This window comes from Paenibacillus sp. (assembly GCF_048976745.1).
Lineage (GTDB): Bacteria > Bacillota > Bacilli > Paenibacillales > Paenibacillaceae > Paenibacillus.
In genome coordinates this window covers 49,303-75,123 of sequence record NZ_JBHGUU010000014.1, presented here as the reverse complement: position 1 = coordinate 75,123, position 25,821 = coordinate 49,303, and the positions used below count along the sequence as shown (strand labels likewise).

The 25,821-nt window shown below is 46.3% G+C and carries 24 protein-coding genes; 6 read left to right on the top strand and 18 right to left on the bottom strand.

The genetic code is table 11. From position 1 onward, the window contains the following. Positions 1 to 3: 3 nt before the first annotated feature. The 7 genes from ACE3K2_RS21265 to ACE3K2_RS21235 all read right to left on the bottom strand — a co-directional run bounded on the left by ACE3K2_RS21265 (position 4) and on the right by ACE3K2_RS21235 (position 7,155). Entirely contained in the window at positions 4 to 834 is an 831-nt protein-coding gene (locus tag ACE3K2_RS21265; protein WP_397387109.1) for a carbohydrate ABC transporter permease, read from the bottom strand. After that, positions 831 to 1,715, bottom strand: a complete 885-nt coding sequence (locus ACE3K2_RS21260) for a carbohydrate ABC transporter permease (RefSeq protein ID WP_421894711.1) — start codon at positions 1,713 to 1,715, stop codon at positions 831 to 833. Before ACE3K2_RS21260 ends, ACE3K2_RS21265 begins: the two co-directional genes overlap by 4 nt. 144 nt (positions 1,716 to 1,859) lie before the next feature. Then, complete coding sequence (locus ACE3K2_RS21255; protein WP_421894708.1) at positions 1,860 to 3,188, bottom strand: ABC transporter substrate-binding protein; 1,329 nt, start codon at positions 3,186 to 3,188, stop codon at positions 1,860 to 1,862. A 161-nt stretch (positions 3,189 to 3,349) separates the two neighbouring features. Continuing rightward, a complete protein-coding gene (locus tag ACE3K2_RS21250) occupies positions 3,350 to 4,330 on the bottom strand; it encodes a LacI family DNA-binding transcriptional regulator (protein WP_421894705.1) in 981 nt (326 codons plus the stop codon). 92 nt (positions 4,331 to 4,422) lie between these two features. Continuing rightward, the gene (locus ACE3K2_RS21245; protein ID WP_421894702.1) at positions 4,423 to 4,866 is read right to left on the bottom strand and encodes a FixH family protein; all 444 of its coding nucleotides are present in this window, start codon (positions 4,864 to 4,866) and stop codon (positions 4,423 to 4,425) included. Between the two features lie 19 nt (positions 4,867 to 4,885). Further along, entirely contained in the window at positions 4,886 to 5,344 is a 459-nt protein-coding gene (locus ACE3K2_RS21240; RefSeq protein WP_421894699.1) for a disulfide oxidoreductase, read from the bottom strand. Between the two features lie 188 nt (positions 5,345 to 5,532). Beyond that, complete coding sequence (locus ACE3K2_RS21235) at positions 5,533 to 7,155, bottom strand: copper amine oxidase N-terminal domain-containing protein (RefSeq protein ID WP_421895001.1); 1,623 nt, start codon at positions 7,153 to 7,155, stop codon at positions 5,533 to 5,535. Between the two features lie 334 nt (positions 7,156 to 7,489). Here ACE3K2_RS21235 and ACE3K2_RS21230 point away from each other — a divergent pair, with 334 nt between their 5' ends. From ACE3K2_RS21230 to ACE3K2_RS21220, 3 genes are all read left to right on the top strand, one after another. Beyond that, complete coding sequence (locus ACE3K2_RS21230) at positions 7,490 to 7,696, top strand: hypothetical protein (RefSeq protein ID WP_421894696.1); 207 nt, start codon at positions 7,490 to 7,492, stop codon at positions 7,694 to 7,696. Between the two features lie 200 nt (positions 7,697 to 7,896). Further along, entirely contained in the window at positions 7,897 to 9,006 is a 1,110-nt protein-coding gene (locus ACE3K2_RS21225) for a stalk domain-containing protein (protein ID WP_421894693.1), read from the top strand. A gap of 188 nt (positions 9,007 to 9,194) precedes the next feature. After that, a complete protein-coding gene (locus ACE3K2_RS21220) occupies positions 9,195 to 9,470 on the top strand; it encodes a WXG100 family type VII secretion target (protein ID WP_421894690.1) in 276 nt (91 codons plus the stop codon). 55 nt (positions 9,471 to 9,525) lie between these two features. Here ACE3K2_RS21220 and ACE3K2_RS21215 read toward each other — a convergent pair whose 3' ends face one another. From ACE3K2_RS21215 to ACE3K2_RS21185, 7 genes are all read right to left on the bottom strand, one after another. Continuing rightward, entirely contained in the window at positions 9,526 to 9,795 is a 270-nt protein-coding gene (locus ACE3K2_RS21215) for a DUF4176 domain-containing protein (protein ID WP_076212877.1), read from the bottom strand. 37 nt (positions 9,796 to 9,832) lie between these two features. Next, the gene (locus ACE3K2_RS21210) at positions 9,833 to 10,492 is read right to left on the bottom strand and encodes a hypothetical protein (protein ID WP_339301917.1); all 660 of its coding nucleotides are present in this window, start codon (positions 10,490 to 10,492) and stop codon (positions 9,833 to 9,835) included. Positions 10,493 to 10,546: 54 nt separating this feature from the next. Next, positions 10,547 to 11,509 carry a hypothetical protein gene (locus tag ACE3K2_RS21205; protein ID WP_421894687.1) on the bottom strand — a complete coding sequence of 321 codons (963 nt, stop codon included), beginning with the start codon at positions 11,507 to 11,509 and terminating at the stop codon, positions 10,547 to 10,549. 45 nt (positions 11,510 to 11,554) lie between these two features. Further along, positions 11,555 to 12,340, bottom strand: coding sequence for a hypothetical protein (locus tag ACE3K2_RS21200; protein ID WP_421894684.1), 786 nt, complete (start codon positions 12,338 to 12,340; stop codon positions 11,555 to 11,557). Positions 12,341 to 12,582: 242 nt separating this feature from the next. Then, positions 12,583 to 14,541, bottom strand: a complete 1,959-nt coding sequence (locus ACE3K2_RS21195; RefSeq protein WP_421894681.1) for a hypothetical protein — start codon at positions 14,539 to 14,541, stop codon at positions 12,583 to 12,585. A gap of 222 nt (positions 14,542 to 14,763) precedes the next feature. Beyond that, on the bottom strand, positions 14,764 to 15,819 hold the full coding sequence (locus ACE3K2_RS21190) for a hypothetical protein (RefSeq protein WP_421894678.1): 1,056 nt from the start codon (positions 15,817 to 15,819) through the stop codon (positions 14,764 to 14,766). Positions 15,820 to 15,909: 90 nt separating this feature from the next. Next, positions 15,910 to 17,625 (bottom strand): DUF6138 family protein, encoded by a 1,716-nt coding sequence (locus ACE3K2_RS21185; RefSeq protein WP_421894675.1) that lies wholly within the window; start codon positions 17,623 to 17,625, stop codon positions 15,910 to 15,912. Positions 17,626 to 17,956: 331 nt separating this feature from the next. On the opposite strand from ACE3K2_RS21185, the gene ACE3K2_RS21180 reads away from it, so the two are divergent. After that, positions 17,957 to 18,208 carry a DUF7662 domain-containing protein gene (locus tag ACE3K2_RS21180; protein WP_421894672.1) on the top strand — a complete coding sequence of 84 codons (252 nt, stop codon included), beginning with the start codon at positions 17,957 to 17,959 and terminating at the stop codon, positions 18,206 to 18,208. Positions 18,209 to 18,267: 59 nt separating this feature from the next. Here the strand turns inward: ACE3K2_RS21180 and ACE3K2_RS21175 are convergent, their stop codons facing one another. From ACE3K2_RS21175 to ACE3K2_RS21165, 3 genes are all read right to left on the bottom strand, one after another. Continuing rightward, entirely contained in the window at positions 18,268 to 19,920 is a 1,653-nt protein-coding gene (locus ACE3K2_RS21175) for an extracellular solute-binding protein (protein WP_421894669.1), read from the bottom strand. A gap of 135 nt (positions 19,921 to 20,055) precedes the next feature. Next, on the bottom strand, positions 20,056 to 21,648 hold the full coding sequence (locus tag ACE3K2_RS21170; protein WP_421894666.1) for a response regulator transcription factor: 1,593 nt from the start codon (positions 21,646 to 21,648) through the stop codon (positions 20,056 to 20,058). Further along, positions 21,623 to 23,383, bottom strand: a complete 1,761-nt coding sequence (locus ACE3K2_RS21165) for a sensor histidine kinase (protein ID WP_421894663.1) — start codon at positions 23,381 to 23,383, stop codon at positions 21,623 to 21,625. The genes ACE3K2_RS21170 and ACE3K2_RS21165 overlap by 26 nt, the downstream gene beginning before the upstream one ends. 317 nt (positions 23,384 to 23,700) lie before the next feature. On the opposite strand from ACE3K2_RS21165, the gene ACE3K2_RS21160 reads away from it, so the two are divergent. Both ACE3K2_RS21160 and ACE3K2_RS21155 read left to right on the top strand, forming a co-directional pair. Then, positions 23,701 to 24,621 carry an ABC transporter permease gene (locus tag ACE3K2_RS21160; protein ID WP_036668173.1) on the top strand — a complete coding sequence of 307 codons (921 nt, stop codon included), beginning with the start codon at positions 23,701 to 23,703 and terminating at the stop codon, positions 24,619 to 24,621. 33 nt (positions 24,622 to 24,654) lie between these two features. Continuing rightward, positions 24,655 to 25,533, top strand: coding sequence for a carbohydrate ABC transporter permease (locus tag ACE3K2_RS21155; RefSeq protein ID WP_421894660.1), 879 nt, complete (start codon positions 24,655 to 24,657; stop codon positions 25,531 to 25,533). A 69-nt stretch (positions 25,534 to 25,602) separates the two neighbouring features. On the opposite strand, the gene ACE3K2_RS21150 is transcribed toward ACE3K2_RS21155, so the two are convergent. Then, positions 25,603 to 25,791, bottom strand: a complete 189-nt coding sequence (locus tag ACE3K2_RS21150) for an aspartyl-phosphate phosphatase Spo0E family protein (protein ID WP_091038444.1) — start codon at positions 25,789 to 25,791, stop codon at positions 25,603 to 25,605. Between the last annotated feature and the right edge of the window lie 30 nt (positions 25,792 to 25,821).

Here is a 25,821-nt window from a genome sequence, read left to right as displayed (position 1 = left end):
AACTTATTTAATAGCTCCTTGCATGACCCCCTGAATAATGTACTTCTGCGCAAACAGATAAACGATCAGTACAGGCAGGAGAGTCAACACCAGACCGGCCATCAATGGGCCGTAATCCACGGTGTAAGTCCCATAAAAATAAAACGTGGACAGCGGCAGCGTTCGCTGCTCGGATGAAGTCAGTACCAGGGAAGGCAGCAGAAAATCATTCCATATCCACAATACATTCAGTACGCTAATGGTAACGGTTGTTGGCAGTAACACCGGCAGTACGATGCGGAAAAAGGTCTGCACTCTGCCGCAGCCATCCATTAGAGCCGCTTCTTCAAGCTCCAGTGGAATACTTTTGATAAAGCCATGGTAGATAAATACGGCGAGCGGACTGCCAAAGCCAATATACATGTAGATCAGCGACCACTTGTTATCCAGCAGGCTGAGCGATCCGTATATTTTAACCAGCGGAATCATAATGGCCTGAAACGGAATAATCATTGCAGCTACCATCAGGAAAAAGAGATACTGATTCAGCTTGCTTTTGTGACGGACAAAGTAATGGGCTGTCATCGCCGCAAAAAGAGCAATCAGTAATACACCTGCTATGGTAATGAGCAACGAATTGCTGAAGGCGGATACATATCCCATTTTGTCAAACGCATTGACATAATTATCGAATTGAAAGGAGCTTGGCAACCCCAGCGGATCGGAGGTAATTGCCTGATTAGCCTTGAACGAATTGACGATTAGAAGTACAAACGGAAATACAAACAAAATCATCACAACGATTAATGCAATAAACTTCATCCAGTTGAGAATACGCGATTGTCCAGCCATCATGCCTCGACCTCCAGTTTTTTGCTGAAATAGACCTGGAGCAATGTAATGGCGGCTACAAGGATAAACAGAACAAAGGCTTCTGCCTGACCCAAACCGTAGTCACGAGCAAGAAAGGCCTGCTCATAGACGTGCATGGATACCATCTCTGTACTCTTGAAGGGTCCACCACTGGTCAGGGAGACGTTCAGATCATACACCATGAACCCCCGTTGCAGTGACAAAAAGATGCATACAATAAATGAGGGAACCATCAGTGGCAATACAATGCGCGCCAGCATTTTACGATTACTAGCCCCATCAATGCTGGCTGCTTCCATAACATCCTTCGGCACATTCATCAGTCCTGCAATGTAGATAACCATCATATAGCCCGCATACTGCCAAACGGTCACCACAATGAGTGCCCAGAATGCTTTATCCGGGTCAGCCAGCCAAGAGCTGGAGAACAGCGAAAGGTTCATTTTTTGTCCTGCAAAAACGAGTACCTGATTAAAAATAAACTGCCAGATGAAACCAAGCACGATTCCACCCACCAGATTCGGCAGGAAAAATCCGGCCCGAAACCAGCCCTGTGCCTTCATTCCCCGAGTTACCGCGTAAGCGAGCAGGAAGGCAACCGCATTGGTCAGCACAACGGTAATAAATACGTACTCCAGCGTCATCCCGAATGATTTCCAGAACACGGTGTCCTTGAACACACCAATATAGTTATCCCAGCCAACAAAGGTTTGATCGATGGCAATGCCATCCCAGTTCGTAAACGTCAAATAAATACCATACAAAAATGGAATAATCATCACTGTAGCAAACGCAAATAATGTCGGGCCTGTAAAGATCAGGCGGGTGCGCAGACGTGTCCATAATCCTTTTTCGGTCAGCATTGTCAACCTCCACTCTATCCAAATAATTAGCCTAACGGTTATGCCGGAAACAAATTGAACAGACCTCATGTGGAAGCTGTACATTCATCTCCGGCGTACCGCAAGTCTCTCTCTATGTGCTACATAGTGCTAAAATTAATTCCTTTATTTCACGTTGCTCCAGTATGCCTGAATTTCGCTGGCAAGTCCGGCACGGTCAATGACGTCAGCCAAATATTTCTGCATGGATGCACCCAGTTTGGACCAGTGATCCGCAGGAAGTGTGCTCATTGATTCCTCGATTTTGCCTGCCTTGATGTATTCACTAATGGATTTGCCAAGCGGGTCGGTTGGCTCCAGTGTAATGTTGCTGAATGCCGGAATAATACTGGCTTGATTCACCAGGAAATCCTGACCTTTTTCGTTATAAACGATCCAATCCAAAAATTTCTTTGCCGCTTCCTGCTGTGCTGGTGTGCTCTTTTCCTTATCCAGCAATATTCGTTTGGATACAGCAGCAGAGATTTGCGTATTACCGAAATCCTCCGGATTATTGCTCACAGGTACCGGGAGGAAACCATATTTCCCATCTGCTGTATCAAAGCTTGAAATTTGCGGCCAAGCCCAGTTGCCCTGGAACCAGATGCCAACCTCACCCTTGCCAAGCACCTCAGGTCCACGCTCATAAGTTCCGGACAGTGGAGAAGCCTTGTCAATATTGTAGGTTTTCATCAGATCAAATGTATCTAACAAGCCATTAAACACGGCATTGGAAGCAAGGTCCACTTGACCAGCCTTCAGATCAGTAATGAATTGATCAACCTTCGCACGGTCTGCCGACTGCCCACCGTATGCAAGCCCCAGATAATGCGCACCAAGCGACCAATCCATCGGAGATACAATCAAAGGGGATTTTCCAGTAGCAGCGATCTTTTGGAACAGTTCATCAAGCTGTGCAGTGGTCTGTACAGACTTTGGATCGAATGTTCCACCTACTGCCTGATCCAATACATTCTGGTTATAGATGAATCCATATCCTTCAATTGAGAATGGGAAGGCATAATTTTTGCCATCAAACGTTGTAGCCGCGGTGCTGTTCTCCACAGCATCCTTCATCCAAGACTCGGATGTCAGATCCAGAACACGATCCTTGAATTTCTCAACATCCCCTGTATCCAGCATCATCATCGTTGTAGGGCTGCCAGAGGCATACAATGCAGACGCTTTTTCAAACGGAGACTGTCCACTGCCGACAGGTACAATTTCGAGTGTGATATTTGGATTTTCGGCATGGAAGTCTTTAGCCGCTTGCTCCAGCTGATTATTAATTTCCGACTTGGAATTGAGCAAGGTGATTTTGACACTCCCACTGTTGCTCTCCTCTGAGGAGGAGTTGGAATCCGTTGCCGCTTTACTTCCACATGCCGACAATACAAGCATCATAATCAAAGACAATACCGATAATTTCATCATCCATCTCTGTTCTCTTTTCATCTTGTTATGGCCCCCGTTCAATAGTTTAAAAGGAAACGCTTACAAATCGAATTATAATGTCAAAGGTTTGACATGTCAATCGTTTGACATAACATTTTTAAAAAATTATCCCGCCTTGATTTTATCGTGGTAAACGGAAAAACAGGAAAAAACGACCTGTATCAGGTCGTCTCTCTCTCCACGATGGTAACCGGCAAAATATGCTCCATACCAATCTGCTCTTCCGCGAGCTGGTGCCGAATCAGATCAATCGCAAGCTTAGCCATAGCCTCCACCGGCTGCCTGATCGTTGTTATGCCAGGCATCGTATACGCTGCCGCACGACTGTCATCATAACCAACAATAGCGATATCGTCGGGTACCTTGCGCCCGCCTAACACGATCTGCTTCAGCGCATGCACCGCCATCAGGTCACTCGTTACAAAGAGCCCGTCCACCTCCGGGTGTTGTGCAAGCAGCTGATCCACCAATTCCGTATACTGATGCTGATCAAACACATTCAGATCGGTTTCATGAATCATGACTGGTTTGACTCCATGAGCCTGCAATGTATCAACGAAACCTGTCGTCCGGCGATTGGACAGCATTTGCAATTCCAAATTACCGCAAATATGTGCCAGATGCCGCCTGTTCTTCGCGAGCAGCAATTCAGCAGCCATAACCCCTCCCTGATAGTTATCAGATGAGATAAACGGGATGTCTTCACCGATCTTACGATCAAAGGTTACGATTGGGGAATGCAGATTCATATACTCATCAACTTCCAGTGTATGACTTCCCATAATAATGCCATCCACGCGATTACCCTTGAGCATTTCCACATATTCACGTTCTTTGGAAGGGTCCATGTGGGAATTGCATAACATAATTTTAAATCCATTCTGGTAAGCATGATACTCAACATAGCTAGCCAGTTCTCCAAAAAAAGGATGGGATACATCCGGAATAATCAAGCCTATCACATTGGATTGCTTACGCAGAAGAGAACGGGCAATTTCGTTGGGTCGATAGTTCAATTCGTCCATGGTTTGATACACTTTGTCCCGAGTCTTCTGACTGATATATCCCCGATTGTTTAATACACGCGAGACGGTAGTTACAGAAACTCCTGCCCTGAGTGCAACATCATGAATAGTTGCCATAACAGCCTCTTTTCCTACAACATTCTTCATACCCATATTATTATAAACCTATTGCTAACCCTGAACCAAACCCCCGGTATCCACCCGCTGCTTCACTCCGCTACAATTCTTGCTCTGGGCATGCTATGCATAGCTCCGTGTGTAACATGGACCTGTACCACATACGTGCCTGGTTCTTCAAAGGTATGCTGGATCTCATACAGTCCTTCCTCTGTCTCATTGGCCGTAATAGCCCCCTGATTCTCCAGTTCTTCTGCTGTCATCATACCTTGTTCCGGGGATACAGAAGGCGGATCTTCAAGCTCATTCCAGATCTGAAATTGCACATGGTCGGCATGGCTTAATGGTGCATCGCCCTGTGTAAGCTTCACCTGCAACTGTATTGGTTGATGAAGAGAAGCCTTCTCTGGAACGTCAAGCTTCACTTTGATCATCTCTGGCATCTCGCCCGATTGTGACTGTTCCTCATAAGAGCATCCCACCGTCAGGAGGAGCAGAATAATGAAGGGCATGAACCAACGAGCTTGTCCGCTCATCACCATCTATCCTTTCTTATTAAGAAGATTTTGGTGTTTTGCCGATGCCCCACAGCATCACGATGATGATAATAAAGGCGATCAGTGCCAGTAATGGAATGGTGATGAAACCAAACCAGTTCAAATAGTCGGTATAACACGGAACCTTCCCACAGGCTACGGCATTACCTGTAGCCGAAAAAATACGCTGGATCGTTACATGATATAACGAAATGCCGCCCCCGATGAAACTAAGTGGGAGTACGTATTTGGTGATGCCCACGTCATCCTTAAAGTACGCAATGCCCAGCAAGATGGTTAGTGGATACATGAATATGCGCTGGAACCAGCACAGATCACATGGAAGAAAGCCCTTGATCTCACTGAAATAGAGACTCCCCCCTGTGGCAATAACGGAAACGGCCCAAGCAATAAATAACCGGGTATCCACATTTCTCGCTGGGCGTTCCGATTTAGATGATGTTGATGATGTACTCATTCCTCTGTCCCCCTTTTCATTTTGCTTATACCAAATTATCATACATCATTCTAGACTCCATCGGCTATTCAAGCTGTTATGTAGGTCATTACTCGATGATTATACCAAATATTTGAACTTATGGGTGAATGCAAAAGAGCTGCCGTATGGGGCAGCTCTTTTGTTGGACTTATATAAAAAACGTTGTATTACATGGATTTTGTCAGTGTAATGGAACCATCTTTTTGTGCCCATTTCACGTCCCAGTTCAGAAGTTCAGCAATGAAGCGCAGGGGTACTTGCGTACGTCCATCTTTGTTTACAAATACCGTTGCACCCACGTTTTTCTTCACGCCGTTCACTTCCATAACGTTGTTGTTCACCCAGAATTCAAGGGTATCATCGCCAGCCATTACCGTTACTTGTTGTGCTTTTTTGTCCCATTTCACCGTTGCGCCAATACCTTCACTCAAGAAACGCAGTGGAATGTATGTTGTGTTTTTCCAAAGCACTGGTGTGGTGTCCATGTTGGTTGTATTGTCGTTAATTTTCAGCATTTTGCTGTTCAGTTTCATCCACACCGTTGTCATTTCTGGCGTTGGTGCAGGTGTTGCTGGCTCTTGGAATTTGTCATTGAATTGAGTCACAATAGCGTTACCCAGGGCTTGACCTACACCAAACATCACTTTGAAACCTTCACGATTGGTTGTGTAAGAAGCATCATAGTTACCTGCTGCATATTGATTCAATACGTTTTGCACTTGTTTTTCATGCGTTGTCAGCGCTTGTTGTCCTGCTGCTTTTGGCAGATTGCCAGCTGTGGCAGAATCCAGGAATGTAGCAAACTCTGTTGTAAATCCATCAATACGTTTCTCTACTGCTGCACGAGCCGCAGCATCGTTGTTTTTAACCGCTTTTACGTAGTCGCTTTGCGCATTAACATGATTGGTTACCCAAATTTTCTCGAAAGCATTGGCACCATCATTACCGTAAACAGAAGCAATCGCTGCTTTGAAGTCAGCTGTGTTTCCAGCTTCAGCCGTAATCAGTGCGTTGGAAGCGGCTGTACGTCCATCAAACTCCTCTTGCATTTGCAGTGCCGAAAGCGCAAAGTGCTCGGAAGCCAAGTGGTTGAGTGCAGATCTCAGATCGGCTGCTTTGGTATCCGCTTTGGTATTTTCGAATTTCTCAGGCATTTGTGTAGTAATTGCCGTGGAGAGTGCCTTACTTACGTCGAACATTTCTTTGAAACCTTCACGGTAAGCCTTGTATGCATCCGCATAATCTCCAGCTACATACTCATCAAATACTTTTTGCACGAGATCTTCATGTACTTGCAGCGCCTGTTTGGCTGCTGCTTTTGGCAACTTGCCTTCGGTAGCTGTGCTCAGGAATGTGGAGAACTCATCCACAAAACCGTTGATGTTTGCCTGTGCTTGTTTGATGCCAGCCTGGTTGCCCATTTTGGTTGCTTTCACCAGATCATCGGTGTATTTGTTATGAGCGCGGAAGATGCGTTCGAATTCTTTGGCACCTGCATCCCCGTATAGGGAAGCGATCGCTGGTTGCATATCCAGTGCATTCTGGTCGAGTGCTTTATAAGCTGCATCTGCATCTTTTGCTCCGTCATATGCTTTTGCCATGGCCGTTACGGCGAGTGCAAAGTGCTCGGACAGCAGGTGGTCCAGGTTCGCTCTCAGGTCAGCTGCAGGTGTGTTCACGGATGCTTTCATCATGGTCATTGGTGTCTGTGGTGCGGAAGCTGCTCCAGCGATTCCCGGCATCAACAGTGTCAAGCTAAGTACAGGTGCGATAAACTTCTTCATCTTCATTTTCATTACGTGTTCACTCCTCGATTATGTTTTGTGTATAATTTCTTTCCTTGTCGTTGTCTTCATAGGGTGTAACGCAAGGTTCTCTAGTCTGGATCACTCTGTAGGCAAAAAAATTCGCAACCTTCAGTGAAGAAAGCTGCGAATGCCTGTTATATCAAGGTTTTTTTGAATTAAAAAATTTTAAATTATAGTGATCTTTCCGATCCAAGACGTCATAGATACTGTAAGACAGATACTTCATTTCCCTTATTTTCTCAACTAAAGCTTACATCAAAGGTTATCCTGAAGTACAATAAAGACATATCAACTTATTCGCGAAGGAGGTCCATTCATGACCTGGCTGCCTTATGTTTTAATTATAGGTATCGCCTTATTTGGAGGTGTTGCTACCATGATCATCGGAAATTCCAAAGCCAATCAGACCAGCAACCCCGAATATGACCGCCGCACCAAACAAAACCTAAGCAAACTTTCCTATGTATACGTTGGTGCGATTGTACTTGGTTTTGGCGGACTAATCCTCTATCTGTTTAACTAAAATGTTTCGATTCCGCAAAGAATACGCTCAAACATGCCTAGCAGCTTCAGTTTTCGTTCTACATTCTCCTGTCTATATACACATGTTTACAAGTTGGAGACAATTCAGAATTATTCTGGATATGTTCGGCGTTTAATATAAAGCCATAAGGGACAGCGAGCCCATTAAACAAACCAAACACCAACTTGAAGGAGAGATATATGATGAAAAAAAACATGAAGAAATCCGTAGCAACGATGATGGTACTTGGCATGACATTAACAGGAGCAACGGGCGTATTTGCCGGAACGCAACTGGAGAAGATCTCCGCATATCTTAACCATGGAATCAGCTTTAATGTCGATGGAGCGGCTTACTCACCAACGGATGGCAATGGCAACAAACTGGCGCCAATTACCTATAACAACTCTACTTATCTGCCTGTACGTGCGCTTGCCGATGCGTTGCATGTGCCTGTATCCTATGACGGCAAAAAAGGGCAAGTCATTATCGGCCAAGCTACGAGCAATCCATCAGCTCTGACAAATGTAACGTATAGCGGCGCACAAAAAGAGGCCATTCAAAAGGCTTTTGCACAATTTGATGGGTTCGAGACAGCTTATGCCCCTCAGCAGATGATCGCAGGTGACACGTTCAAAAGTGTGGGTGCGGGTGGCGACGGCGTAAGCTTTATTTTCAACCATATGAAAGTGGATGTGTCTCCAAGAGATTATTCGGACGGCTATACGAGCAAAGACGTGAAACTGTCCAATGGCGTAATTGCCAAATGGTACACACCCGATCAAACGGGCATGCTCACATTCCAACTGGATGATCGCTACGTTACCCTTAGCTCGCCGGATCATAAGCTGAGTCAAGCTCAGTTGCAACAAGTCGCTGTCTCTGTTCAAAAGTCTAACAGCAACAACGATCAAGGGATCACTGCATTCGCAGATGTGAACTACAGCAAGCAACAATTGGATAACATTCGCAAAGCATTTGCGAAGTTTGACGGGTTTACAACAGCTTATGCCCCACAACATATGGTTGCTGGAGATACGTTCAAAAGTGTAGGTGCAGGCGGTGATGGTGTAAACTTTGTTTTTAATCGCATGAATGTCACGGTATCTCCTAAAGACTACTCCTTCAGCTATGATGGCAAAACGGTAAAACTGCCTAATGGCGTATCCGCCAAATGGTATACACCAGACCAAACGGATATGCTCACGTTCAAGCTGGATGATCGTTATGTAACCATCAGCTCACCGAATAACCAATTGACTCACAATCAACTGGAGCAAATGGCGGTATCCGTACAAAAAGTGAAATAAACTAAAATAACACACATCATTTCGGTCCCGCTCTATGAGCTGGGGCTGATTTGATGTGTGTTTTGTCCTATGTAAGACAGGCTACACTGATCTGAAAACAAGGCTTTTGTCCAGCTTCATTTTGAAAAAGATGGGGTTATAATGGAATATACATTATCTTATGCAAGAAGAGAAACGGAGTGGACCTCATGAACCAGCGTATTGATCTGTCCCCAGAAGAACTGCAACAACTTGCGGGTGAGTTCAATAAGGCATGCCAGAACGGACATGATATTCTTACCCAACTCAAAACGATGATTGATCAGTCTGAGGGACAGTGGGAAGGGGAACGCCAGCGAGAGTTTCTCGGGCGTATGAATGACAGCATGACAAACATAGGTCATTATTTGCGCGGTTTACAGGAAACCAGCACCAGTCTTCAACAGACAGCGACGCGTTTCCGCGAAACGGATCAGTCACGTTAGGACTGATCCGTTTTTTTCATTTCCTCATATGTAGGACCGACCTTTACAACTCGGGCTACTTACGCTCCAGTTCCGCCGCAAATGTCTCTTCCTCCTGATCCACATACCCTCTGAAAATGATCTCTTCGATATCTTCATGATTGAATACATACGTATAATCCGGATTAATGTAACCCTCAGGGTATAGACAGCCAATATAATCAAATTGACGGGGTGGTTCTGTCATTAACATCTGCTTGCGTCCATAGATGACAAGCTTCTTGGTGCCTTCTTTTAAACGAATAACAGACCCATTCGGTAGAAACGAAGCTATATTTTTTTCCAAAATGATCGCCCTCCTTAATTATGACTCTATCCTGCAATTACCCCTCTGATTTGTTCATAACCTGGCGAAGCCAGTAATACCGATGCAAGTCCATAATGAAGTGAAACACGACAAAGGCCAGCATAATGTATACACACATCAGCACAACAGCCACAGTCTGCTGCGTAACAAAGGCCAGTGAAATATTGGCCAGAAGATATGCTCCGCCCGTAATCATCGTTAATGTGGCAACAGGCATACCCGGGCTTTTATCCCCTTTTTTCCGCTGAGGGGGCTGCCGTAGCTTACGCAAACGAAACTTCACGTATTGAAACAAGGCAAAACCATATACTGCAAATGATCCAATGGCGTACCAAGGTGTCGTCAGAGCAAGTGTCCCGTAGGCAAATTTCTGTATAATCACCATAAATCCCACAGAACAAACGATGCCAAATACCCCTCGGAACAATACATAATTCAGTTGGAGTCTGCGTGGGGCAGCAATAAGGGCAATCGCCCATATATTCATAAAGACTAGCGGTGGCACGAGAATATACGCATACATAGATTGGAACGGGACACTGAACACGGGAATGAGCAGAAATACGTTAAGAAAAAACAGAACAAGCGTACCTACACTCAGTCGAATACCATCTGCCGCATAGATGACCAGATAGTTCTCAAATGTTTCCCTTGGGTAAGGAGTGCCTTCATACATTGTAGAAACAACGACGTCACGGGCCGAGGGTTTTGAACGTTTTTTGTTCGCCATTTATTTAAACCACCCCGCCACTGTGGACCAGGCTTTCTTTGCACCATGCTTAACAACATCCTTCACCGAATCATCCTTTCCGTCACCGTCCAAATCCATATTCACCGTAACCCCTTCAGCTAGGTAAGTCAGACCTACGGAAACGCCCAACCCCACTGCACCTACTGCAAGCACAGGTGCCGCCGCAGGCAAGATGGCCGCAGTCAACAGCGTTGCACCTACCGTTGTTGCACCGCCTACGACAACATTCCCAATGATATCACCAGCAATTTTGTCACTGCCCGCGTTCTGATTGATGTTCTCTTGGGTATCTGTAAACACGTCTATTCCCACACTTGCCCAGCCAAGCTTGTCTGTCAAGGCCGATTTTACGGCATAACCAGGCTTGATCATAGAAGCTACTTCTTTAATCTGAGGAGTAGCCGTTCCATTGGCAATTTTGGCTTCGATATCACGCACATAATGTATTTTGTAATCCCTTGGTCTGCCGTTCGCAGCCTTATTGTCTTTAACTGAATCATAGCTCTCACGGACCAGAACGCGAGGAGAATTCCGATCCAATTGAGCCTTGATCATATAACCGTTCTTCACGCGATAACCCAATCTGGCAACTGCTGCTGCTCCTGTCAATGTTCCTACCGTGCTCCCAGGGCCATCAAACGGAGCGAGTGGATTGATACCCGTAAGCCCAAATGTCCCCCCTGACTGATCCTCCTGTTCCATCTTCTCACGGGTTGTCTTTACATATGCAGCCAGCTGCTGCATGCTCTGTCCAGCCGTCTGAAACCGATGCTGATGTGTCTGGTACAGACCAATAATAGTCTGTCGATTCCCCGACTGCCAGGCAACTCCCTGAATGGCATGTTGGAGAACACTGTCCACCTGTTGCAGTTGTGCCGTCACCTGTTCAATCTGCTGTGCGAGTGAATTCAGATAGTCTGACTTCATGACAATTTTGGTCAACTGGATTCCCCCTTAGTTTACATATATGTATGACTCATATCGGACTTAAACTCCGGACAGTACGGATAATGAACGCGTCGTTAGCAGAAACAGGCTTTGCACCAGTTCTTCTTCCGTTATCTTGAAAGCTGTAAATAGACCATTCTCTTCCCCCTCAAGGAACAACCAATTACCGTGGATACTACCTATAAAATAAATGGTTTGCGGCTGTCCTTCCTGTCCTCGGGTGTACACTTCATACTGCCCCCACTTCTCCAGCGCGGCAAAGCCTTTAGCCAATGTCTGCATCAAAGCCTGATCCAGATGCCGGTCCTCTTGCAAAATAGATTCGAACATCTCCAGTACTGAATCGACCGCCAATGCAGACAGACGCTGCAACGTTTCTACCTGCATGGGTGTACGAATTGTATCCTGTGATTGAGGGTTTACATTGGAAGCTAATGGATCAGGTAGTTCAATCCGATTCCCAATGACCTGAAACATTTTTTCGAATTCGTCAAAAGAAGTGAGTAGCGCCTGATCTTGTGCAGGTTCCCAGACCAACTCAACCAACTGCATGCCTGACAAAAATCCATAGGTCACCGATGATTTTCCATCTGTTGCACGCAAATCTAGTCTGGTTATTGCACTACTGAGCTTACAGCCTGTAAGCAGGTTGTATATTTGCGGGTCTATGATGATCTGTTGATTGTCCAATTCAATAATACCTTCTTCAACAAGACCTGTGAGAATTTGTTCATAACTATGCTTGGCCTGTTCACCCTGTAATGGAGGGTCTTTCAGATCCATGAGAAGCTGATCCGCTTCCGGAATATTCATCAGTTGGAACAACAACAAGGCCTCCCGGCCGCAACACTGAAATGATGTATATGAAGGCAAAGTCATTCCCCTTTTCCATGCTGTCAATTTAAAGACGTTGGCAAAAGATTCTATTCTTTTATTGTAAAAGGAACCTTGGCTGGGCTCAATGCGCCCCCACTCCTGATCTTAAGCCATTAGGCCTGATTATATTTACCCAAAAAAATGAAAAAGGCACAGCAAAAATGATGCTGTACCGGAACTGCTTATTTTCTTTAGAATTTATTTTTATCAAATGGTTCTGGAAGCTTTAAGGAGTACACCATCGTTGATTTTCCTTCTTTCACGGGAACAATCACGTTAAGCACACCATCTTGTAACATGTTTTCTGGAATCTCGGCTGTGCTAAATCCCCACTTCCTCTCAGGTATGTCCGTTAAAGATACTTTCCCGAGCACCGAAGTGTAGTCTGGATTGGTGAACAGCAACTCTGTAATTGAATCTTTAGAGGAGGAAATGGTCAATGTTCGATCAAAATTTAGCACTACACCATCAATTCGGTCTGGCACAGCTGATTCCATCGGCCTTGTATTTACCGGATCTAATTGGTAACTGTCCCCTACCCGATCCATCCATCGTGCACTTGCCTGAAAAGGGAGAATTTTGGGCTCCATGGCCAGATCAGTACCCTTTTCTTCATCGCTTATGCTTAATTGTTTGTTGTACCTACTTCCTTTTGTTTCCGATACTTTGAGCCCCAAGTCCTTACTCCACTGACCTAAAGGAATAAAGGTCTGATTGTATAGCGTCAACAATTGTTTTGAAGGTTGATTCACACTGGAAGAACGCTGTCCACGAGTGAAGGTGATCTTATCCTTGCCCAGATTATATTGAATATGAAATGCTTTAGTGAATTCTTCTAAAGGAACATAATGCTGCCCTTCCATATAGAAGGTGGGCTGTCCTTTATACTCCAATACACCCTGATCAGACTTAATGCCTACAGGCTCCATGGGGAAAAAGATAGTAGAGAACTGAAAGGAATTCCAGTAATTTTTCCAGTCAATGTACCTTTCATAATTCAATTTAAGATGTTTATTTTCTGAAATAACATATAAGGATGGCGGGTAAGAACCTGGATTGGAAAAGTACTGTTCAATAATATACTCATCCTCAGTAATCCACTGGATACTTTGGGTACGAGCACGGTATGGAGAATCATAGGATCGAATCCGTTTAAGGGTCTTCAGATCATAAACTTGCACCTTGGAAGACTCCATCTTACTATCCAGACCGTTCTCTGTGACCAGAACCAATGTTTTTCTTTCGGGCGAGATAAATGAATGCACATAGCCTACTCGCTCTTTAATCAGTGTGGTTTTTTCACCATTCTTGGTTACAACCACGGTCCAGTCTGATTTACGATCCCTCGTGTTACCTTGAGAAACATTTAAATGAACATCTGCACTTACCTGAAAAGCTTTAGTAGACAAGCCTGTCTTCTGGTCAGGCTTCATCCACAAGTCGCTTACTTTGGCCTTTTTCCCCTTTATACCGCCATATTCAAGATAGTGGCAATCTAAAGTATCTGTGCAATATACCCCAAAATTACGGGTTTGTGGAATCGGTGATACCACATATTTAGTATCTGTAAAATCCCTTTCCAGCAAAATATTTCCGCGAGTGTATACTTTTTTTCCTGTGACCATGGAATAGTAGTTGGATTTAGGAACGTTTTTCTCGTAGATCGTATAATATATTCCGATTTGAGGTTCCAAGTAGATACGGTTTTCTCCCTCATGGACTTTGCGAAGTGTGTTCGATCTATAGTCATACTCATACAAAACGTAATAATGCTGCTTATCATCCGTGGCATAATAAGTTATGTATCCTTTTAATCCTGCTGGTGTGTCACTAACAATAGGATCATACTGATGGGAAGTTGTCGTCAGACCGGTATGTATTCTAGGGAGAATAGCTGGATCGGTAAAATGGTACTCATTTTCTTTGAGTTCACCAGTATCAAAACTCGTTCGAAGCGTAGTCACGGCCACCTCCGTGCCTCTGACTGCAAAACGAATGTTGTGTTGTACCCGATCTTTGGATGAAATGGATCGCTCTGCGTTCTGTGCGGTTTGAACTATTGAAGTAGACGCTGAGACTGTGAATTCCGACATGCTAAGTATAAAAATTGAAACTAAACTAACGATGAGCCATTTGGATACTCTGGACATACTTAACTCCTTCTCTGTGTAATGGATTTGGTTGAGACTCGTTAAGTATAGAACTTTTGATCTAAATATTCATTACTTTTTCTTCCATCTTCTGGCCCTAATGGAACATTCCAAAGGACAGAGACAGATCTATTCATTTATCTGTCAACTGCTCTTTAGAATTCACTAAATCTCTTTCTACGTATGGGATGCTACCGCTTAATAGCTGTTTCGGTTAACCCATCAAACCTTTAGTTCTGGCAAACGAACAACCCTGCGATAGTACATCGCATCCATCAAATCCTCCCAGTCGAGTTCACTGGCATTAACGTCTCGATAATACACCGCAGCAGCAGGCAAGAAACCAACCAATGGACCTGTACCACCACATATTAGGCTACCGCCGTCCCCGCCTTTAGGCATCACGTCTCCATCCGAATCGAGCGTAAGCTCAACCTTGTAGGGATCACCGGCAAATTGCACCCCGAAGAAATTCGGCAGTTCCAGATCATAAGCACGATCATCTTCCTTTTCTTCAACCCGTGAAGAGGCCGACTCTCCCGATCCATCCACAATCCCATCCACACCTTCCAGAATTCCAAAGTGCTTCAATCTCATCGTATAGTCGAAGCTGTCCCCCCAGGGAAATAACGTGCGACAACCGCCACCATAGATATACTCCCATTCATCTTCAGTCAGCAAACCAAAGCCCGCCGCTGCTTCCTCTCTCACCACGTCTTCCAGCTCTATTCCTTCGTTGAACCACAGGATTCGCACTTCATCCTCACTTTGGCGAATCAGACGGAATTGTTGATGCAATTCATACTCACGGATATCCGACTGCTTAAACTGCTCCAATGCTGCGGGGAAATCAGGATCTTCCTGTGCAAATGCTTCCTCCTCGGACACTTCAATCCAGCCAAGCGAGATCAGTTCACATTCCACAAGCATCGGCGCAATAGTAACTTCTCTCACAGGTGACATCTGACTCGCCAGAAACGAATCCACGTCCTCCACACCATACTCACTGACCGTTTCATGCAAGTCGGCTGAGGTCTCTTGGTTCATGCCATGCTGCCAACGATCCCAGCCAAGCGTGACCTGATCCCCTGGCACAAATACAAATCTAAGCCCATCCTCCGTAAATACACCTGTCTCCATTCGCTGACCGAATCGTTCAAATGTTTCAAGCCCCTCATATTGCATGCCATCTGGTAACTGACGAACCAGCCTACGCATCCAAGCATCTTTGTCTTGGGCATTCAACTCCTGCCACATGTCTCGACTCAAAGCTTCCACAACTTCCCCCGCCTCTCCTAATGCACTTTCAATTCGCTAAAATGCTCCACTGTCTGGCCCAGTACAATCTTACTTGTCTTGTTTACACTTTTATTTTCCTGCGGCCTGCAATAGTTTCAGCAATAATTCCTTCCGTATTCCTTCCGCTTTGCGAGCGAGCGTTGTGAGCTTCTCCATCTTGCCGAAGATTGGGTAAAGTACACGTTCCACTTCGTAATGCTCAAGTCCTTGAATCTGCCTAACCAACCGTTCAAGTATCTCGTCATTCTCCAGCTCAGTCTGAATCTTCAGCTTCAAGCTGTCCGTAGAACGACGCAAGCTGGCGACTAAGGCAGGTATGGATTGAGCCGTTACTCCCTGTTTTTCTACAAATACCCCAATGAACTTGTCCTGAATTAACTGATGCTCATCATCCACTTCACCCATGTAATATTCAACCAGCGGGAAATACCGCTCATCTATGAGCCCCAGTCCAAAGGTTGCATAACTGCCTGGCATACAATTCTTCTCGCCCTCGGTATCCTCGTAGAACTCGAACTCCTGGATAGCCTCACGCGCATACTCTTCCAGAAGTGGATGCAACTCCGGATACGCCAGTGCATTGGCAAAAAATCGGTGGGTATCCGACTTCGCGAGACCTTTGATCGACAAATACTGCTTTACGGCAGATTTCAGCTTGATCTTATAACTTTTCGGAAAGCCCTGCTTCAACAAATGAGTGATAAAGGTAAGTGCTTGCTGATAGGCACCCGGCTCTTCCTTCCGAATGTGAATGGTCATCAGAGCAAATACATCATTTGCTTTGCATTCCACTTCTTCCGTTTTCACATAAATATCGTCCTTCGCATACGTCCCGCTACCTTCCGTCATCATCAGTGCCGCTCGTCTGCTGCCGAGTTGCTTCGCGAGTTCTAGGTAAGTCTGACCTTCGACTTTGCTATAATTCGGCTCATATCGTAGAATCATCACCGCCGCGTATAACAGTAGATCTATCGGTTGAGTCCCGGCTACTTGCGCCTTCTGCTTCTTATCCGACAATTGGTCTGTCTGTGATTCAACATTCCATTCCAACGTCGCCCCTGGCTTAAGCGAATATTCATTGGCACGATACGCAGAAGACTGCACATCATAATACTGTGGCAAGAACTGACTCTCCGCCCATGCCTTCAACGCACGAGTAATATCACCACGGTGTTCGGCAAGTGCCTCCGGGCGACCCTGATTCAACTCTTGAATCCGGTCATACTGCCTGATGACCCAGGCTACATCCAGCTCAGGAAACAGTTTCGGGTCAAGCAGATGACGTGTCAAAAAGAAGGACTCCAAGGGCTTTGTTGGATATGCACCGTTCTCCAGCTTCTGATCAATGTATGTATGAATACGCTCAAGCAACTGCTGCTTTTTCTCTTCATGGATATATTCCAGCAAAGTCAGTTGCAGCTTTCCTTCTGTTGTAGGGAATTTACCACGGAAGGTAAATTGATAGTCAATCAACGGGGAATCGGACAGCTTGTCCAATCTTCCCTGAACAACCTCTACAAGCTTAGGTCCAATCTCGTTACGAACCTGTTCTTCGGTAAAGGCTCCTGCCTGCTTCGATTTCAGGCCATCATCCAGGCCCAAATCCACACTATCCACTGTAGTCCGTCCAGGTCTATAATCCAGCAAAATATCATTGAAGATGCCTATTTGCAGCGTAGTTCGCTTCGTAACATTTTCCAAGTCATCCCGCTTTTCCTGTTCATCAAACCATTCATGAATTGTCGTCATCATCTCTTCCATTGCCTGGTCATAAAGTGTACTCATCGAATCTCCTGCCTTCCCTCGCATCTAATGATGTTCATCAACCAAACTTGAACCTCTATGAATCCCGGACCAATCCAGGGCATCTCTGTTATAAATACGTATTGATGTTCGCATACTACCTATTATTTTACTCTCTCAAGTACACCGGGAACAATAAGGCAGCAGGGGGAGAAAAGGTGGTGAAAGATGTCCATAAGTGGTATTTAAGACACGCCCTAGTCAAAGAGATCTACGGATACCTTTCACATCTATGTAGGCTCTCGGTATGCCCTCGCTATCATCATTCCCACGTTGTATAATCATTGTATTCCTTTTCAGGAGGTCTGACTAAATGAGCTACAGCAAATACTTCCCTTTGGAAAACTATTTGAATCAGGTTTCAATCACCCTTACATATGCAGAGCTTGAGGAAATTCTCGGATTTACGTTACCCCCGACAGCCTATAATCGCGAGCAATGGTGGGTGAATAATTCCATGAATCATACACAGGCACTATCCTGGTTAAATGCCGGATGGAAGGTGGATCATGTGATTTTAGGAAAAAACGTTACCTTTGTCCGGTGCGAGTCATCATCGGTCTGAGACATACCAAAAAGCAGGGTAGATCCGATGAATTCATCGTTCTACCCTGCTTTTGTTGTTTAATTGACTGTTTTATACCACTCGTTCACTTCGGCGGTAATATCATCGCCACCCATGGACTTCCACTTCGTCACAAACGCATCAAATTCCTCAATGCCCACTTGACCATAGATGATCTTGCTGAACGTATCCTTCTCCAGCTTGTCGATTGCGTCCTTCTTCATTTTCATCGTCTCCGTCGGTGCCCCGGTGAACTTGTTCTTAATCGCATTATCTTTATTCGCAACGACGACTTCAGCGGCTGCAAATACTTCAGGTTTGTTGGCCATCTTCGTATTTTTCTCGAAAGGGGTCTCCGGCTCTTTACCCTTCGCAAGTTCCGCCAGCGTATCCATCATCAGATTCGGAATCCGTGCACCATCATACGTAATCGTATATTTGAGTGGTGATACCCCGTCCTTCACTTCGGCTTCACCAACCACTTTGCCGTCCACGATGTCATAGTCGTATCCTTGCGCGAAGCCATGTTCGAACTCGCTGCCCACTTCCGGGTTGGCAAAGTTGTCGAACAGATAATTCTGATATGTGAAGAAAATCTCCGGGTTCGCCATGTCCTTGTTAATCAGCACCACCCCGTTGCTTGCCCCGGAACCATGTTGGTGGCTCTCGCCAGTGGGTCCTGTAGGTAAGGCAATAGCCTTGTACGTGGCACCGTCCACATTTTTCTTCACATCATCAATCGGCCAGTTTGGCATCCAGTGTGGCCCCACGATAATGCCTGCTTTACCTGCGGTGAACAGTTCTGCTGCCTTGATCTCGTCATAGACACCTGCTTCTTTGGGCAGATAACCTTTGGACAACCAATCTTTCATCGTTGCCAGGCCTTCCTTCACACCAGGCTGAATGGAGCCATATTGCAATGTACCGTCTCCGGCATCATTCCACTGTCCAGGCATTGTGTTGTACATGCCGAAGATCCAGCCGGATTCCGTCATCCAGGTATTGAGCGCATTCTTCATGCCCACGGTCAGACCATACGTATCTTTCTTGCCGTTCCCATCGGGGTCCTGATTCGTAAAAGCATCCATGACCGTAACCAGCTCATCCATGGTTTTGGGTTCTTCCAGTCCCAGCTTCTTCAGCCAGTCTTCACGGATGAACATGACCGAATCACCGTTGTATGCATAATCGAAGATTGGAATGCCATAACGCTCGCCCTCATACATGTATGGATACCATTCCTCTGGTGCTGATTCAGATGCCTGTTTCCAGGTGTCCGAAGCATACTTGTCAAACAATTCGCCTGCATTGGCAAACTTGCCAGACTCAATTAATTCCCGTACCAGATTGTAATCTCCCCGTATGGAGACGATATCCGGCAATTCTTCGTTAGCGGACAGAGACAAGCGCAATTTCGTGTAAAATGCATCATTGGTCACCGATACAGCCCATGGCGTAGTCAGATCGATGCCAAGTCGTTCCTTGGCCCATTTGCTATGCACATTGTTCTGTGCCGTTTCCCCATTCTTGAATTTCGTATCATCATTCCAGGCCCGCAAATAACTCATCTGTACCGCCGGTTCATACTTCCCGTCTTGCAGAGCAAGTGGTGCCGCGGCTTCCTTCGCTGGTTCTTCCTTGGCCCCCGAACTGCATGCCGTTACGGCAACCATCGTGATTGCGAGCAATGTCGTCATCATTTTTCTATACATGAACTAACCCCTCCTCAGGTAACTTGGATACCCTTTTGTGCCAAGTCGATTGATGCCAAATGCACCTTACATGAAAAGGATAGTGCAGCCGGGGAGGCAAACATATATCACAATTTCAATGTTCATATTGATTTGTTAACCGTTCCGAAAATCTTGCGGGGTCAGTCCATAATGTTTGCGGAACACCTGAATGAAATAAGGCGTGTTGTTGTACCCCACTTCCTGACCGATTTCATAGATCTTCATCGCTGTATGCTTGAGCAAATGAACCGCACGTTCCATTCTGGAACGAATAATATAATCACTAATGCCTTCACCTGTGGATTGTTTGTACATTTTCGACAGATATACCGGGTGCAGATGCACCTCACCGGCAATGACCTGCAACGACAGATCCTCGCCCAGATGATGGTCGATCCATTGCTGCACCTGCCGAATCAGCGTTGATCCGGCATCCTGACCCGCATCGCTGGTGCTCTCAGCCCACTGCTGCATCACAGACCGAGTCCACGTTTCCAGACTGCGCAGCGAGATACCATAGCCGTCCTTGAGCAACTGCTGATACTGCTCGCCAAGCACTTCGGTTAACTGTCTTCCTTCCCGATGAGCCATGGTTGAGAATGCAGCCGCCAGATAATGAAAAGCGACATACACATGCTCCGGGAACACACTGTTCGACAGTTCGGCAAAGATCTGATCAATCTTGCGGTGAGCATCCTCCATGCGCCCCGCTTCCATTAACGTCGTAAGACCCGGCGGTTCATACAGCGCCGCAAGTGACTTTAATGTGGCCCCGCTGGTTCCTGCCGCCGCATTCAAATGCAATCCTTTGCCCGCCTCTGCCTGCTTGCGAAGTGCACTCACGGCCTGATGATATAACTGGGGCACCTGATCCGGGAAACGTCCCATACGACTAACGGACAGGGAAATGGTCGCGTTCAGATACTGCCTTACACTGTGGATTAACCGTTCTCCAAGTCGGCCCATTCGTATTTCCGGTTCGGCTTGGGGTTGTTTGGGACTGGCCATGAAGACCAGATCATCATAGGCGTCATCCGTATGGCAGAGATGATAGGTACTGCCGTAGATCTCCTCCACCACATTGGAGATGGCATACTTCATCAGTCGAAACGCTTTATGTGTGGGTTGATGGTCATCATACCGGATGAGCAGCAGTTGCATTTTATCCTGAGGACGAAATCCGATCTCCAGTTGCTCAAGCTTGCCTACAAGTTCGGCATTCGCAAATTTATGCCCCAACAGTACATCCTTCATCAGCTCCGCCCGCTTCTCCGGCAGATGTTCCCTTACCGAATACATAGCCCGCTGATGCAGCATTTGTTTCTCCCCCTCCAGGCGAATCTGCACGGCGGCCTGCTGCACGGATTCGATCAGTTCCTCATCCCGGACCGGTTTGAGCAGATAACTGACTGTCCCATGTTTGAGCGCCTGCTTCGCATAATCGAAGGAAGCATGCCCCGATAAAATAATGCATTTTGTCTGTTCCCATTTTTGCCTTATGTGACTGACCAGATCCAGACCGGACAACCCCGGCATTCGGATATCTGTGATAATAATATGGATCTGATGTGTTGCCATATGTTCCAGTGCTTCTTTGACTGAATAAGCTTTAAATACCTGACCAATCCCGTGTTGTCTCCACGGTATGGAGACAGCGATCGACTCAACTGCGGAATGTTCATCATCCACGACCATCAGATTCATCATGCGGTTGTTCCTCCTCAAACCATCGAATTTCTACACTAAGTCCACCATAGGGAATCGCTCCAAAATGAAGGCCGGACGAGAACCCATATCGCGTAACGAGACGCTGGTGTACATTCCACGTGCCTGTTCCAATCTCCTCGCCCATCGGTTCATTGATCTCCCGTTCCAATTCCGCAATCTCTTCCGCTGTCAGCGTGACACCGTCATTGTCAACAAACAGGCTATATCTGGTATATTTGCGGCCCTCAATATATTCGGGTACCGCCATCCCCGTTACGACGACATGCCCACTGCCCTCCATCGGTTCAATGCCATGGATCACCGCATTCTCTACGATGGGTTGAATGAGCAGCCGTGGAATATGGAGCTGCATCAATTGCTGCGGTACGGCGATCTCGTAGGTCAGCCGGTTGGTTCTCATCTGTTGAATGGACAGATAATGGTCCAGCAGCCGGATTTCTTCTTCCACTGTCGTCATGTCATTCTCGCCCCGCGTAATGTAGCGGTAGTAGTCTCCCAGACTTAGCGACATGGCAATAACCGCTTCCCGGTTGCCGAGCTGGGTCATATTTTTGATATAAAACAGGCAGTTGTACAGGAAATGCGGATTGATCTGTGATTGCAGATGTTTCAATGTTGCTTCCCGTGAGCGGATACGTTCCTCGTATACCTTCTCGATCAATTCCTGAATCTGCTCTGCCATATGGTTGAAGCTCTGGGTCAGATACGCGAATTCATCACGGGAGTGATCGACTGGAATCCGCGTGGACAACTGCCCTTTGCGAATCTGTTGCAGCCCTCTCATCAAGCGATGGATGGGCACCTGGACTTTTCGATACAAAAGCAGTGCAGCCCCGATACTCAGCACGAGCAGTAACAGAATGGAGGTAATAAACATATTTCGGCTCTTGTCCATCGGGTTCAACAGATCATCCAATACGACCGGGTTCACATATACCGCTTGCAGTTGTTTCGAATGCACGTAACTGACCAGATACTGTTTGTCACCTACCTCCAGCTGATGATTGCCTTCCCGCTCCGGTCCGTCAAAGGGGATATCTCGCATGATCGCTTCGACCAGTTCAGGGTCTGCCGTACGGTTCAGCAACGGTTCGTTACCTGGGACGATTAAGAATGGATCTCCGCCCTGCGTTTCTTTGAAATCATCCAACATGGCAACCACGTTCATCGGGTCAAAATTAATCTCCATCACCGTTCGCACGCCCGTGTTCACCGGTTTTTCATTCCACTCGTAGTTGTCCGTGAAAAAGTAGGTGAAACTCCCCTTCTCCAGCTGCCATTGGCCAGGTTGCGGGAACGTCAACATCTTTTCATCGTAGACCGTCCGGCTGGACATGGTGGATAACACAAGTTCTGCCTGTGGCAAGACAATGGTAATATCGTTCTTCCAACGGCTGGTGGACTGGTACAATGACAGTTTGTCGAGAATATCCAGATAGATGCTGTTTTTCTCATATTGACTGGTTGAGTCCGTCATGTAACGGTAATGCAGAATACTCGGATCTCGCAGCAATGTCAGGCCATACAGCGAGAGCTGCTCGATATTTTTATCCACCTGGGAACTGAAATAATTGAACTGATTCAGACTCGATTGCTGTTTCTCTTCGACGACCATATCGACATTTGCCTGGTTCGCGTACGTATAGAGCAGCAGAATCGGTACGAGCAGGCAGATCAAGAGAATGACCGTCTTCGCAAATACTGTGAATTTCATCGTTTCACCCTGTCCCTGATTTGAAGTCGTTCTACATCGAAGTCCTATTTTATATTGAAAACCCTTACATTTCTAGTTGAATTTATATTCGCCTGCTTTCCTGCAACTCGTAATCCCCTGTTTCCATCAACAAGTTAATATTTCAACATCCGCATTGAAATGTTGTTCTATAGTCCGCCCTTTTCCGTTGTTATAATTCAGTTGCTCCACTCTGTGCAGAGGCTTGCTCGCCTCATGTTGCCGGGGGTGGACGAGATAAAGGAGGGACCCTGATGGCTATGGAACAACCGCTAACAACCAATACGCCGGTACGAAAAATGACACCCCATCCACGCAAACGTACTCGCTGGAATTTCAAACGCACGTGGCCGCTGCATCTGATGCTGCTGCCTGCTGTACTGCTCACTTTACTGTTTGCCTATGTGCCCATGGGCGGCATTATTATTGCTTTTCAAGACTTCAAACCGTGGCTGGGGTTCACTGGCTCCAAATGGGTGGGCTGGGACAACTTCCGGTTCATGTTCGAATATCCCGACAGCGTTCAGGTCATCTGGAACACGGTACTGATCGCATCGATGAAGATTGTGGCCGGACTTGTGGCCCCCGTAGTGTTCGCCATTTTGCTGAATGAGGTACGGAACTCCACGTTCAAACGTTTCTCACAGACCTTGGTGTATCTGCCCCATTTCCTGTCCTGGGTTGTCCTGGGCGGCATTCTGCTCGATATGTTATCACCGGAAGGTGGTCTGGTAAACCAGGTGCTGGCGGCGGCTGGTGTTGAACCGATCTTCTTTCTGGGGGATGGGGACTGGTTCCGTGTAACCGTGGTTGTCAGTGATGTATGGAAGGAATTTGGATTCGGTACAATTGTATTTCTGGCAGCACTTGCGGGCATTAATCCTGCATTGTATGAGGCTTCCGAGGTGGACGGGGCAACTCGGCTCAGACAGACATTACATATTACCCTGCCTGCACTTGTGCCGATGATTATCGTGGTAGGTACGTTATCGCTGGGCAATATCCTGAATGCAGGTTTTGACCAGATCTTTAACCTGTACAATCCGCTGGTGTATGAGAAAGGCGATATTATCGATACCTTTGTCTATCGGATGGGGATTTTGAATGGCAAAATGAGCTTTGCGACCGCCGTTGGACTATTCAAATCATTTGTCGCGATGTTCCTGGTCATCTCTGCGTACCGGATGGCTTACAAAATCGCCAATTATCGTATTTTCTAAAGGGTTAGCATAATGCATTAAGGGGGAATCAAGGTGTATCACAAAACAACCGGGTACCGTATATTCAATGGTTTCAACCTGATATTTATCGCGGCCGTATCGATCCTGTGCATCCTGCCGCTGGTCCATATTCTGGCCGTTTCCTTCAGTGGCAAAGCGGCAGCATCCGCCAATCTGGTGACACTTTGGCCGATTGATTTTACGGTGGACGCGTACACCAAAACATTTGGTAACAGTAACTTTCTCAGTGCACTCTGGATCTCAGTCCAGCGTACGGTTCTGGGCACACTGCTCAGTATGACACTTGTCTTTCTGACGGCTTATCCGTTATCCAAGGAGAGTCTGCACTTCAAGGGGCGCTCGTTATATGCGTGGTTTTTCATCTTCACGATGCTGTTTAGCGGGGGATTAATTCCATCCTATATCTTAATCCAGAAGCTTGGACTGATTAATACGATGTGGGCTCTCATTTTGCCGGGAGCGGTGGCTGTCTGGAACCTGATTCTCATGATGAACTTTTTCCGTAACGTGCCAAAAGAGTTGGAAGAAGCCGCATTTATTGACGGAGCCAACCACATCACGACGCTATTCAGAATTTATCTGCCCGTATCCATGCCCGCCATTGCGACGATCTCCTTATTCACCATGGTAGGGCAGTGGAATTCCTGGTTCGACGGGCTGATCTATATGAATGATGCTTCCAAATATCCACTCGCCACGTTAATGCAAACTATTATCGTACAGCAGGATTTCTCCAACATGAACGTGGATGCCACACAGCTCCAGAACATGTCTCAGCGTACGGTGAACGCTGCTCAGATCTTTATTGGCGCTCTGCCAATCCTGCTCGTCTATCCATTCTTGCAGCGTTTTTTCGTAAAGGGAATTGTGCTCGGGGCGGTAAAAGAGTAACACAAACACATGGAATCCCGTCATGGGATTCTATTCTTCTTCATTTTATAAGTGCATTCTATACGTTCATTATTTCAGTTGATTCGAATTCGTTCTTCCGCGAGTTGCGTTGTTATATTCATTAATTAACTCATCCAGCACCATGGATTGGCGAATAACCTCCGGATGCCACAATTCCGCATATTGATCAGCAATCTGGTAGAGCCTTTGCCGTGCATGTTCGATACATTCCTGAATGGTTTCCGGATTATGTACCATACTCCCGCCCCCTGTTGTCCTTGAATATCC